Origin of the sequence: Solemya elarraichensis gill symbiont (assembly GCF_002021095.1) — a bacterium.
Lineage (GTDB): Bacteria > Pseudomonadota > Gammaproteobacteria > Chromatiales > Chromatiaceae.
On sequence record NZ_MPRK01000028.1, the window covers coordinates 1 to 12,544 of the forward strand.

The 12,544-nt window shown below is 52.4% G+C and carries 14 protein-coding genes and 1 tRNA gene; 7 read left to right on the plus strand and 8 right to left on the minus strand.

Going from position 1 to position 12,544, the window contains the following annotated elements:
* A partial coding sequence (locus tag BOW51_RS02680; protein ID WP_078476316.1) for a c-type cytochrome occupies window positions 1–398 on the plus strand: 398 nt, incomplete at its 5' end.
* A gap of 248 nt (window positions 399–646) precedes the next feature.
* Here BOW51_RS02680 and BOW51_RS02685 read toward each other — a convergent pair.
* A tRNA-Asn gene (locus tag BOW51_RS02685) sits at window positions 647–722 on the minus strand.
* Between the two features lie 277 nt (window positions 723–999).
* Between BOW51_RS02685 and BOW51_RS02690 the strand changes: the two genes are divergently transcribed.
* Window positions 1,000–1,308 carry a c-type cytochrome gene (locus tag BOW51_RS02690; protein WP_078476317.1) on the plus strand — a complete coding sequence of 103 codons (309 nt, stop codon included), beginning with the start codon at window positions 1,000–1,002 and terminating at the stop codon, window positions 1,306–1,308.
* Between the two features lie 144 nt (window positions 1,309–1,452).
* Window positions 1,453–2,055, plus strand: coding sequence for a c-type cytochrome (locus tag BOW51_RS02695; RefSeq protein WP_078476318.1), 603 nt, complete (start codon window positions 1,453–1,455; stop codon window positions 2,053–2,055).
* An 83-nt stretch (window positions 2,056–2,138) separates the two neighbouring features.
* On the opposite strand, the gene thrC is transcribed toward BOW51_RS02695, so the two are convergent.
* The 7 genes from thrC to BOW51_RS02730 form a co-directional block, all read right to left on the minus strand.
* Window positions 2,139–3,608: a threonine synthase gene (gene thrC / locus BOW51_RS02700; RefSeq protein WP_078476319.1), complete on the minus strand. Its 1,470-nt coding sequence runs from the start codon at window positions 3,606–3,608 to the stop codon at window positions 2,139–2,141.
* A gap of 53 nt (window positions 3,609–3,661) precedes the next feature.
* Window positions 3,662–4,651 (minus strand): SPL family radical SAM protein, encoded by a 990-nt coding sequence (locus tag BOW51_RS02705; RefSeq protein ID WP_078476320.1) that lies wholly within the window; start codon window positions 4,649–4,651, stop codon window positions 3,662–3,664.
* Window positions 4,648–5,463, minus strand: a complete 816-nt coding sequence (locus BOW51_RS02710; RefSeq protein ID WP_078476321.1) for a nucleoside phosphorylase-I family protein — start codon at window positions 5,461–5,463, stop codon at window positions 4,648–4,650. Before BOW51_RS02710 ends, BOW51_RS02705 begins: the two co-directional genes overlap by 4 nt.
* Window positions 5,460–6,302 (minus strand): glycosyltransferase family 2 protein, encoded by an 843-nt coding sequence (locus BOW51_RS02715; RefSeq protein WP_245828401.1) that lies wholly within the window; start codon window positions 6,300–6,302, stop codon window positions 5,460–5,462. Before BOW51_RS02715 ends, BOW51_RS02710 begins: the two co-directional genes overlap by 4 nt.
* A 10-nt stretch (window positions 6,303–6,312) precedes the next feature.
* Window positions 6,313–6,618, minus strand: a complete 306-nt coding sequence (locus BOW51_RS02720) for a DUF1244 domain-containing protein (protein ID WP_078476322.1) — start codon at window positions 6,616–6,618, stop codon at window positions 6,313–6,315.
* Window positions 6,619–6,626: 8 nt separating this feature from the next.
* Window positions 6,627–7,487, minus strand: a complete 861-nt coding sequence (trxA, locus tag BOW51_RS02725; RefSeq protein ID WP_078476323.1) for a thioredoxin — start codon at window positions 7,485–7,487, stop codon at window positions 6,627–6,629.
* 165 nt (window positions 7,488–7,652) lie between these two features.
* Window positions 7,653–8,240 (minus strand): DUF302 domain-containing protein, encoded by a 588-nt coding sequence (locus BOW51_RS02730; RefSeq protein ID WP_078476324.1) that lies wholly within the window; start codon window positions 8,238–8,240, stop codon window positions 7,653–7,655.
* Window positions 8,241–8,433: 193 nt separating this feature from the next.
* Between BOW51_RS02730 and trxC the strand changes: the two genes are divergently transcribed.
* The 4 genes from trxC to carB form a co-directional block, all read left to right on the plus strand.
* On the plus strand, window positions 8,434–8,874 hold the full coding sequence (gene trxC / locus BOW51_RS02735; protein WP_078476325.1) for a thioredoxin TrxC: 441 nt from the start codon (window positions 8,434–8,436) through the stop codon (window positions 8,872–8,874).
* A gap of 115 nt (window positions 8,875–8,989) precedes the next feature.
* A complete protein-coding gene (gene carA, locus BOW51_RS02740; protein WP_078476326.1) occupies window positions 8,990–10,120 on the plus strand; it encodes a glutamine-hydrolyzing carbamoyl-phosphate synthase small subunit in 1,131 nt (376 codons plus the stop codon).
* A gap of 29 nt (window positions 10,121–10,149) precedes the next feature.
* A complete protein-coding gene (locus tag BOW51_RS02745) occupies window positions 10,150–10,389 on the plus strand; it encodes an HP1242/YdcH family protein (RefSeq protein ID WP_078476327.1) in 240 nt (79 codons plus the stop codon).
* An 8-nt stretch (window positions 10,390–10,397) separates the two neighbouring features.
* The coding region (gene carB, locus BOW51_RS02750; RefSeq protein ID WP_078476328.1) for a carbamoyl-phosphate synthase large subunit at window positions 10,398–12,544 on the plus strand (2,147 nt) is incomplete at its 3' end.

Consider the following 12,544-nt stretch of genomic DNA (forward strand, 5'->3'; position numbering starts at 1 on the left):
CTATCTGTTTGTTGACGGTTAGTGGATATTCTTTTGCACAAGATGATCATGGAGTTCAGGCCATTGGGCAGATGGAGTTCCAAAAAAACTGTGCGTCCTGCCATGGAATGGATGGCAAAAGCGGTGGCTCATTTGTTGAATTCCTTAAGGTCCAACCAACTGACTTAACGACGATTAGCCAAAGAAATGGTGGTATTTTCCCGCATCAAAAAGTGTATATGCTGATTCGGGAACCAGAAGGAGCCGAAGGTCACGGCACGCTGGAAATGCCTGTGTGGGGAGACAGATACAGCCAAGAAATTATTGATCAGTACGGCCCAGATTACACAGGCCCTGGTGGTTCAGTAAATGAGCGTATTCTTGAACTCGTATTCTTTCTACTTTCAATTCAGGAGTAAGTTAATACGATAGCTGTATTATTTCTTTTAAGGGCCGCTTAAATGCGGCCTTTTTTTAATGCCCGCTTCTGGCCGAAAGCAGTCATTCACGATAGGGTAGAGCAAGGGAGGGAGGCCATCAGATTTCCAGGATTTCAGCTTCCCATCTCAGTATACGCTCCACCTATACAAACTCACCAAATCCCATAGCCCCTTGGTCTCCAGGCAGAAAAAAGGCCCGCAGATAAAATCTGCGGGCCTTTTTAATATGGCTCCCCGGGACAGGCTCGAACTGCCGACCTAGTGATTAACAGTCACCCGCTCTACCAACTGAGCTACCGGGGAAAGAGCGCGATATGATAAGGACTCTTGTTCGTCCGGTCAACATATATTCTCCTGTTAATGTGAATTATTACGCGTCGTTTTACCGGTTTTACCTGATTTACGGGGATTAATGCGTGGTTGAGTTATTGATTATCATCATTGACCACGGGCGCAGTCTGGGATAGATTCCGGCTCAGGAAACAAATTTGAGTGCCATGCGGGGGTGAAATTTCACACCTGCAGGGCAATATTTATCTTAAAAGTAAAGAAATACCCTGGTTTATTAAGGAACCTTGTTATGAAAAATATTATTCTTACCTCTGCATTGATTGCGTCAGCCCTGATCTCTGCCCCTACTTTTGCTGCCCCGGCTAAACTGGCCGTTTGCGCCGCCTGTCACGGCCAGGATGGTAATAGCCCGATTCCAGGCTATCCAACCCTCGCTGGAAAGGATAAGGCCTATCTTGTAGAGCAGCTGAATGCTTTCAAGAACGACACACGTGCCGATGCTGTTATACCTAACAATATGAACAACCAGGCTAAAGGTCTGTCTGATGCGGAGATTGATGAGCTGTCTGCACATTTCTCAACCCAGGCGCCTAAATAGGTAATCATTACCTCGGCAGCCTGTTATTCAGGCTTGAAATGAGGTAAAATTCGCTCGTTTTTTCCGGTGTGGGCGCCTATTTGGTGCCCGCATTGTTTCAATTCCGGATTATTTTTTCCAAATCAATATTTGTAAGGTAAGGCGATGAAAACTTGGATGATTCTGCTGTCTGCAGTGACAGCGTTGGTTTCTGTTGAGTCATTTGCGGCAGATGCGGCTGCAGGTAAGGCAAAAACAGCAATGTGTGCTGGCTGTCACATGGCAGACGGTAACAGTGTTAACCCTGACTGGCCGAGCCTGGCTGGACAGCATGCGGATTACATTGCCAAGCAGCTGGCGGACTTCAAGGCAGGTGTGCGTACCGATGCCACCATGGCTCCCATGGTTGCTGCCCTGAGCGAGGAAGATATGGCTGATATCGCAGCCTATTTCGAAGGCCAGACAGCTAAGGGCGGCGAAGCCGATCCTGAGCTGGTTGAAGCTGGTAAGGCTATGTATGTTTCAGGTAACGCCTCTACAGGTGTTGCTGCCTGTGCTGCATGTCATGGTCCAACTGGTTCCGGTAACCCGGCTGCCAAGTTCCCGAGCCTGCAGGGACAGCACGCCAAGTACACTGCCAAGCAGCTGCGTGATTTCCGTTCCGGTGCGCGCGGTAATGATGCCGGCAAAATGATGCAGGATATTGCTGCATCAATGACAGATGCCGAGATCGAGGCTGTTGCCTCATATGTTCAGGGCCTGCGTTAATCGTTAACAGCAGTATTCTGTGAACTGAAAAAGGGTGGCCAATGGCCACCCTTTTTTTATTTGTAAAATTTATTCCTTTTGAATTAGAGAAACGCGAGTATCTCGTTCTCGATATTCTCCTTGTCGATGACAGCACCCTGCGCAATGGGCTTGTCGAAGAGTTCACTGATCAATGTTGGAATCGGCGTATCTGCGACTTCCGAGATAGATTTCAGCGCGTCGATATCGTGGGTATCAACTTCTCCGGTCAATGCATGCGCGATTGTTGGCGAGAACTTGGTCCACTCGGCGGTTGAGTAGACAATCGATTTGAGTGCTTTCTCCCGGCAGCTGTCGTGTGACTTGAAGCAGGTGGCCGTATGTGGGTCCATTAGGTAGCCCTTGTCGAACGCCTGCTTGATGTAACGGTTGACCTCTTTATCATCACAATAGTCAGCGCTGAAAATCGACTGCAGCCTGGCAGTCTCTTCAGTTGTAAGTTCGTAGTGCTTCTCGTTATCGAGTGACAGCATCAGTTCTCTTGTGCGCTCTGCGCCATAGAGATCGTAGAAGATGCGCTCTACGTTTGATGACTTGAGTATATCCATTGCCGGTGAGGATGTGGCGATCACGGAACGTTCGCGCAGGTCATATTTACCCGTGTTGATGAGTTCGGTGAGAACGTTGTTGCTATTCGATGAGATCAGGATTTTCATCACCGGCAGCCCCATTTTCATCGCATAGTAGCCGCCCAGCGCATTACCGAAGTTTCCGCTCGGCACGTTGAGATAGACCTTTTCCCCAAGCTCGATAGCACCCTGGCGAACCAGTTCGAGGTAGCTGTGGATATGATAGATCTGCTGGAAAATGATACGTCCGAAGTTGACCGAGTTGGCAGCCGACAGGTGGGTCTGCTTCTCCTTGAGCTTCGCACGGAAGGTCTCCGATGAAAGCAGTGACTTGAGCGCCGACTGGGCGTCATCAAAATCGCCATGAATACCGATCACCTTGAGGTTGTCAGCATCCTCGGTGACCATCTGCAGGCGCTGAACATCAGAAGTGCCACCATCCGGATAGAGGCAGGCGACCTTGACGTTCGCACGGTTCTTGAAAGTTTCTAGTGTTGCAGGACCTGTATCGCCGCTGGTTGCAGCCATGATCAGGTAGTGTTCGTCACGCGACTGGGCCAGGCTTGAAAGCAGCACGCCGAATGGCTGCAGTGCCATATCCTTGAATGCGCGCGTCGGGCCGTGATAGAGCTCGCTGACGTAGAGGTCGTCTTCGACCCTGACGACCGGAACCGGGTCTGACGGGTCGTCGAAGTCGTCATAGCAGCTCAGTGCCGCATCGATGACGTCTGCATCAATATCGATTTCGTAGGCATCGAGAACAGCACGCGCCAGGGTTTTGTAATCAGAATCCAGGTGAGCCTGGAGAAAAGGCAGTCCAAGCTGTGGAAGTGATTCCGGAACATAGATGCCGCCAAAAGATGACATCGGGTTGAGAATGGCGTCGGAAAATGGAACGCATAAAGGGCGTTGACCATCGTTTCCACGGGTTTCAATGAATTGCATGCTGTTGGCCTGCACTACGTCTAGATAGAAAAATTGGTTGTGATTATAACCCGTTAAGCGGGCAGATTCGGGAAGATTTTACTGCTTGGCAGGTGCTTTTCCAGTTCATCGGTCGCCCAGTCGATCATTTCCGCCTCGCGTGCAGCGGGGTAGGAGACCATGCTGTTTCTCTGCGCGAGTCCGGAAACGAACAGGGGCTCTTCCGGGTAGAGGCTCTCCATGGTGCGGTGAAACTGTTTTGGCATCCTCAACGGGCCTATGGTCGCCGAGTGGATTGCAGACTCCGGCACCTGGCTGAATATCTGCTCGAACAATTCACTGTAGGCGTCGTTGAAACCGGCCTGCTCGATCAGTGGATCAAAGCGCAGTGCGACAGGCCAGCCGTGTTCGGCAAGTTGTTGCATGGCCTGAATACGTTTCTCGATCGACGGCACCTTGTGCTCGGTTGCTTTCCATGTCGCTTCCGGTGTGAAGCTGAAGGCGGTGACGACATTGCCCAGTGGCTCATGCCCCAGCAACTCGCGTACCTGTGTGCTCTTGGTACGCAGTTCGAGCCATGCGTCCGCTCGCGATGCAAAAAAGGGCAGGGCATTCGCCACGAAGCCGGTGACTGGTTCCAGTGCAAGGCTGTCGGCATCGTAGCCGGAAAAGAACCAGTTCTGCTTGCCCGGTTCTATTTTATTATCGATGTCCTCAAGGAAATCCTCAAAATTGATGAACACGAGATAATGAGCCGAACGGTACATACCCTGCAGGAAACAGTAGCGGCAGTCGTACAGGCAGTTGAGCATGTGCGAAAAATACCAGTTGTGATCACCGCCGACGCCATAGGCATCGGGCGCCGGTTGCACGAAGTGATCATGCTTGTTGGCAAGGATCAGCGCGGGCCGCTGTTTCTGCAGGCGAAAATTCTGCTGGCTGTGATTGAATATGCTGCCGTAGCGTTCAATCGGCACAACACTTGCGCGCGGGTGTCGTGCAAGGATTGATTCGGTGCGTGGGTGATTGCGCACAGACTCCTCGACATAGACCAGTGGGATCATGTCGGTTGTCCTGCAGCAGCGATCTGCTGCTGTAGTTTTTCAATTAATTGCCGGGAAGATTTCGCATCGATGCGGCATAGCTCATCTGTGCTGATCTCTGCATCGAGCGCAATCCACTGCTGCAACAGGTGCTGCAACGATTCTGACTGGCTGAAACTGAAATGAAGCTTCTGTTGATAGTGTTCAGCTGCCGCGCCGATACGCTTGTCCGGCTGCAACTGATCCGCCAGTTGCTGTAGTGAATCGCTGAAGTTATGCAGCTGCTCCACTTGTGGGGCGAGCAGTTCGATGATCTGCTGTTTTGTCGGGATGCCGTTGATTGGCGCCTCGGCATTGTCTGAAACAACCTTGATCACCTGCACCAGTTCGGCCGTTGCATAACGGTTGGCAGTGGCAAAGAAACTGCTCGCCTCCATGTCGAGCAGGCTCTCATCTGCATAGCTGTTGTCTGGTTCGTCAAGGGTGAAGAGGCGTTCGCTCGGCCATGGACTCTTGATCACCAGCTGGGGGTAGAAAACCTGCTTGCTGTGTTTGTCGATGATCTGATGGCACAGGCGTGTGTCGCCAACAGGCAGGGTGGAGTGGCCTGCAATACCAAAGTTGATCCACACCTGCTGATGTTGGAATCCTGTCAGCCCGTGCAAGTGAGCTGTTGCTGCAGCTGCAGCTATTTTACCTGCGCCAGAAACGATCAATGCATGCTGCTCTCCAAAATAGACGGGAAAACTGCGTTCATGGTGCTGGCGCTTGAGTTTGAAATGGTCAATCAACGGGCGCGCCTCGGCATCGAAGGTAACGAGGAAATGGATCATGCGTTACCTTCCATCGAGGGGGCAGGCTGTTGCGCAAGCATTGCCCGGTAGTTGGCAACCAGATCATGGTTGCCGTGCTTGAGACCGCCCTTGATCAGAATTTCGGCCTTGCTGCGAATGGTTTCTGCCACACGTGACTGCTGGTGATCATCAAGTATCCCCGACTGCTGTATTTTGATCAGTGCCTGGATACGGAAGCGATCCATACCCCAGTGCTTGCGCGAGAGCTGGTCCTCATGTCCGCCGTACTTGGTGATCTGCGGCTCTTCAATATAAAGCACGGGCTCAGTAGCACACAGGCGCAGCCACAGGTCATAGTCCTCGCATGCCGGCAGTGATTCATCGAAATGGCCGATGCTGTCGAACAGGGTGTGGTGCATGAGTGCCGACGAGGGCGAAATGACACACATGGGAAGGCATCTTTCAAAGATGTGGCCGCCACTCTTGGCGTGCTTGTTCATCTGGTTGACGCGTACGCCGTTGCGAACCCAGATCTCCTCGGTATGGCAAAAACGGTAGTCCTGGTTCTCTTTCAGTGCGGTGAGTTGTGTTTGCAGTTTTGTCGGCAGCCATGCATCGTCTGAATCGAGAAAGGCAATCCACTCACCGCTTGCCTTGGCAATACCGAGATTGCGTGCGGCGCTGACACCAAGGTTCTGTTGCCGAATCACCTTGAGCTGTGGATAGTTAGCCAGCAGCTGTTGGGTCTCGTCTGTTGAGCCGTCATCGACGATGATGATCTCATCGGCAGTGTGTGTCTGTGCAATTACCGAGTCTATCGCGCGTGACAGCGTTGCTGCACGGTTGAAAGTCGGAATGATGACGCTGATTGAGCTCACGCGACTGTTGTTACTCGGTCATCATTTCTGGCGTGACTGCCTTGAATGCCTCAAGCTGCTCTGCGGTTGCAGGCTGTTGATGGTTCTTTTTCCACTCGTCATAGGTCATACCGTAGATGGCTGCACGTGAGGTGTCGTCGTCCATTTCGATACCACGCTCTATTGCTGCATTCTTGTACCAGCGTGACAGGCAGTTACGACAGAATCCGGAGAGAATCATCAGGTCGATGTTCTGCACATCCTTGCGCTTGTCGAGATGTTCGAGCAGCGTGCGAAAGGCTGCGGCTTCAAGTTCAGTTTGTGTCTGTTGATCCATGCTGTTTCTCAGTATAGGTAGTTAAACATACGGCTGCGGTAGGTTGAGATGATCGGATGGTCACCAATGATATCGAATACCTGGATCATCGCCTTGCGTGCGGCATCATCACCGTAGGCACGATCCTTCTGCACGATAAGCAGTAGCTCGTCGAGAGCAGCTTCAAGCTGATTCTGCATCACCAGCTGCGCTGCCAGCTGGTAGCGTGCCTCGCTGTCGCCGTCATCCTGCTGCAGTTTCTGTTGCAGCTCTTCGATGGGTGGCGCAGCCAATGCGACACTTTCGAACAGCATCTGCGCCTTCATGGCGGCAACCTCGGGTTTCTGCTGTTCATCCAGCGGCAGGCTCTCGAGTGCCTGTTGAGCAGCATCCTTCTCACCGATGGCAAGCTTCAGCTGAGCGAAGGCGATGATTGCCTGCGGGTTTGCTGCATCTTCATCAAGCAGTTGCTGGATCAGGAGTGCGGCCTCGTCGGTGCGGCCCTCATGGATCATCTGCTGTGCCTGTTCGAGCTGACCGTTTGATTCATTCGCTATGTGTTTGTCGAGAAAAGCGCGGATTTCCGCTTCGGGCAGGGCGCCCATGAACTCGTCGACCGGCTGTCCGCCCTTGAACAGTTTGACCGCAGGAATACTACGAATCTGGAAGTGCGCAGCAATCTCCTGCTGCTCTTCTGTATTGACCTTGGCGAGAATAAACTTACCCTGGTACTCGTCGACAAGCTTCTCCAGTACAGGTATCAGTGCCTTGCACGGTTCGCACCAGTCTGCCCAGAAATCGACCAGAACAGGTACCTGCAGTGAACCCTCGACGACGACGCTGCCGAAGTTCTCGGGTGTAATGTCAATCATGTATGGTGAGTCAGTCATATGCCGAAATTCTCGAAAAGGTTTACGTAATCAGACTATTTTACGTTTTTACACGGACAAAAAAACTCCCCAATGAAGGGGAGTTAATGGCAATTCATTATTCTGATGCGTGAGATGTGCCTCTTACGGGTCTCAGTTCACGCCATCACCGGGGTGGTACCAGTGTCAGAATTCGCCAGCCGCTCCTCGCTTCATAATGTCGAGCATGATGGTCTTGACGTTGTTTGCCGCCTCCAGTAAATCGGGTGGCAGTGGTGTACCGCCGTGAATCATCATATCCATGTTGAGTGAATAGAGATTGAATTTGCCGTTCTTGTCTTCAACCATGGCTATGCGGCATGGCAGGTATGCCGAGAAGGCATCGCTGTAGTCGACCATCTTGGCCGCGGTGAGCGGATTACAGAACTGGTATATTTTCAGGAAGCGCTGCTTTTCGCCTGTCATCAGTGTGACCTGCTCAGAAAGCGGAAGCTCACCAACATTCTTGATGTTATGTTCGTTCGCTACGAAGCGCATTGCCTCTTCAGCGTCTTCCCAGCTGATCTCCTCTTCAAGTGGAATTTTCCACACGGTAGCATCAGCAGACTTGCCAGTAGATGCCAGCCCCTTAAACATTGTTGCGTAGACATTTTTCGCCTGTGGATCGAACTTGCTGATTGCTTGCAGATCCGGGCCAATGATTGTCCATAAGTAGGCGGCACCGGCGACTGTGGCCAGGCCGATAAGTGTCAGAAGATTGCGTATGAATCCCATGAAATACTACTCCTCAGCTTTATGTAATGTGTTGTTTATTGATTTATGTCAAATTATAAGCAGGACATCATAGGTGGGTGCAGTCACCAATGGAATAAGGGAAAACCCTTGGATTTTCGTCGCATGCCTTGATATAGCTTGCATCGTCCCCATGTGAAATAGCATTCTGACTATTGATAGTGACTGTTTGAGCATGTCTGAAATGATCCATCTTGTCTGCCCTTCGTGCCACGGTGTGAACCGTATTCCCGCAGCACGCCTGGGAGATTCACCCAATTGCGGCAAGTGCCGTTCATCTTTAACCGATAGCTCTCCGGTGGAAGTTAGCGCTGCCGATTTCAATAAATTTGTGCAACGCAGCGACATGCCGCTATTGGTCGACTTCTGGGCCCCCTGGTGTGGCCCATGCAAGATGATGGCACCGATGTTTGAGGCAGCTGCTGCCCAACTGGCTCCGTCAGTACGGCTTTTGAAAGTGAATACAGAAGAAAATCAGCAGCTTGGCGCGCAGCTTGGCATCCGGAGTATTCCCACACTGGCTCTTTTTAAGGGCGGCAGGGAAGTGGCTCGTCAGCCGGGAGCGATGGAAAGCGCACAAATTGTCGCCTGGACACGACAGAATCTTGCTCGATGAGGCCTTTCTAACATACAATATGCATGATCTGTTACATGGTTTTAGCGGGATCGAGCAATTTGCGTATCCCGCTTTTATCATGTCTGAAATTTATGCGTGAATATTGGGAGGCGCGGTGAGCAAACCGGCAATTCTGGTTCTGGAAGATGGCAGTATCTTTCGAGGCGATGCTATCGGTGCAGATGGCTATTCTGTTGGCGAAGTTGTCTTTAATACGGCAATGACAGGCTATCAGGAGATACTCACCGATCCCTCCTACAGCCGCCAATTGGTGACGCTGACTTATCCACATATCGGCAATACCGGCACCACGCCGGAAGATGAAGAGTCTGAAAGCATTCATGCTGCCGGGCTGATCATTCGCGATTTGCCGCTTCTGGCGAGCAACTGGCGTAACCAGGAGTTCTTGCAGGACTACCTTGCGAATAACGGCGTTGTCGGCATTGCCAATATCGACACGCGCCGACTGACGCGGATTCTGCGTGAAAAAGGTGCCCAGAGCGGTTGCCTCTCTGTTGGTGATGCACTCACTGAAGAGGAAGCGCTGGCACAGGCGAAGGGATTTCCCGGCCTCAAGGGCATGGATCTCGCAAAGGAAGTGACTACCAGTGACATCTACAACTGGAACGAGACCACCTGGTCACTCACTAACGGCCACCAGGTCGTCGACCCGCAGCAGCAGGACTATCACGTGGTCGCATACGACTACGGCGTGAAGCGTAATATTCTGCGCATGCTTGTCGAGCGCGGTTGTCGCGTCACAGTGGTACCGGCACAGACACCGGCTGCCGATGTGCTGGCTCTTTCACCAGACGGTATTTTTCTCTCCAATGGCCCGGGTGATCCGGAGCCATGCGTTTATGCGATCGAAGCAATCAGGGAGTTGCTGGAAACCGACAAGCCGATATTCGGCATCTGTCTTGGTCACCAGCTGCTTGGGCTTGCCAGCGGCGCAAAGACAGTCAAAATGAAGTTCGGGCACCATGGTGCAAACCACCCGGTACAGGATCTCGACAAGGGCGTGGTGATGATCTCCAGCCAGAACCACGGTTTTGCGGTTGACGAGTCGAGCCTGCCTGAGAATGTGCGTGCCACGCACAAGTCGCTGTTCGACGGCTCGCTGCAGGGTATTCATCGTACAGACAAGCCCGCCTTCAGTTTCCAGGGACATCCGGAAGCGAGCCCGGGCCCGCACGATGTTGCGCCGGTTTTCGATCACTTCATCGAACTGATGTCGCAGAAATAGATTAATCCAAGTTATCCAGGAGTACGCAAGTGCCACTTTCACATCACCCCCTTGTTACCGAGTTTCCGGAATATCATGAACAGCTGCACAAGCTGAAGATGAGTGACAACCACTTCTCAGCACTGATGGAGAAGTATGAAGAGCTGGACAAGCAGGTCTATCGCATGGAAGACGGCAGCGAGCCAACCAGCGATGAAGTTGTCGAGCAGCTCAAAAAAGAACGCCTCGCACTTAAAGACGAGATTTTTCATAAGCTCCACGAGGCCTGATTACTTCCATGCCTAAACGTACAGATATCGAGACAATCCTCATTATCGGCGCTGGTCCGATCGTAATCGGTCAGGCCTGCGAGTTCGATTATTCGGGAGCGCAGGCGTGTAAGGCGCTGCGTGAAGAGGGTTACCGCGTGGTGCTGGTCAATTCAAATCCGGCAACCATAATGACCGACCCGGACACGGCCGACGTTGTCTATATCGAGCCGATCAACTGGCAGACAGTTGAAAAGATTATCGAGAAGGAGCGCCCGCAGGCGCTGCTGCCGACCATGGGTGGGCAGACCGCACTCAACTGTGCGCTCGATCTTGTGCGTGAAGGTGTGCTGAAAAAATATGATGTCGAGATGATCGGTGCATCGCGTGAAGCGATCGACAAGGCCGAGGATCGTGACCTGTTTCGCAAGGCGATGAAAAAAATTGGTCTCGACATGCCACGTTCTGCGATTGCGCACAGCATGGAAGAGGCATTCCAGGTGCAGGTTGCAATCGGATTTCCGACCATCATCCGTCCCTCGTTTACCATGGGTGGCAGCGGCGGTGGTATCGCCTACAACAAGGAAGAGTTCGAGGAGATCTGCAAGCGTGGTCTCGATCTTTCGCCAACCAGCGAACTGCTGATCGAGGAGTCGATCGTTGGCTGGAAAGAGTACGAGATGGAGGTTGTGCGCGACTGCAACGATAACTGCATTATCGTCTGCTCGATTGAGAACCTCGACCCGATGGGTGTACATACAGGTGACTCGATTACGGTTGCGCCGTCACAGACGCTGACCGACAAGGAGTACCAGATCATGCGTGATGCATCGATCGCGGTGCTTCGCGAAATCGGAGTCGACACTGGCGGTTCGAACGTACAGTTCTCGATTAATCCTGATAACGGACGCATGATCATCATCGAGATGAATCCACGCGTTTCGCGTTCATCTGCACTGGCATCGAAAGCGACTGGTTTCCCGATTGCCAAGGTGGCAGCGAAGCTGGCTGTCGGCTACACGCTCGACGAGCTGCGCAACGAGATCACCGGCGGTGTCACACCGGCATCTTTCGAGCCATCGATCGACTATGTCGTTACCAAGATTCCGCGTTTTGCATTTGAAAAATTCCCTAAAGCCGATGCGCGCCTGACCACGCAGATGAAGTCAGTGGGCGAGGTCATGGCAATTGGCCGTACCCTGCAGGAGTCATTGCAGAAAGCACTGCGTGGCCTCGAGACAGGTAAAAACGGATTTGACGAGATTCATCCCGATGACGGCACCAAGGAGAATTTCAAAAAACTGCGTAACGAGATGCGCCAGCCGGGTCCTGAGCGACTCTGGTACGTTGGTGATGCTTTCCGTCGAGGCATGACGCTCGAAGAGGTCTTCGAAATTACCAAGATTGACCCATGGTTCCTGGTGCAGATCGAGGACATCATAAAGAGCGAAATTGAAGTTGCAGCTTCCAGCCTGGGTGCGCTGGATGCCGGAACCATGTTCAGCCTCAAGCGTAAGGGTTTTGCTGATGCACGCATTGCTGACCTGCTCAACGTCAGGGAGAGCGAGGTGCGCAAGAAGCGCCATGCACTCAATATTCGTCCCGTCTACAAGCGCGTCGATACCTGTGCGGCCGAGTTTGCTTCCAATACCGCCTACATGTATTCCACCTACGAGGAGGAGTGCGAGGCCGAGGTATCGGACAAGAAAAAGATCATGGTACTTGGTGGCGGGCCCAATCGTATCGGCCAGGGAATCGAGTTCGATTACTGCTGCGTACATGCTGCATTTGCCATGCGTGAAGATGGTTACGAGACCATCATGGTGAACTGCAACCCTGAAACGGTCTCCACTGATTACGACACTTCCGATCGTCTCTATTTCGAACCGCTGACACTCGAGGATACGCTCGAGATCATCGACAAGGAGAAACCCGAAGGGGTTATCGTCCAGTACGGTGGGCAGACGCCACTGAAGCTGGCTGAGGCACTCGAGCAGGCTGGCGCACAAATTATCGGTACCAGTCCGGATGCTATCGACGCCGCTGAAGACCGTGAGCGTTTCCAGAAAATGGTCGACAAGCTGGCTCTCAAGCAGCCGCCCAACCGTACTGCCTCGGAAACCGAGCAGGCTGTTGTGCTGGCAGAAGAGATAGGCTATCCGCTGGTCGTACGTCC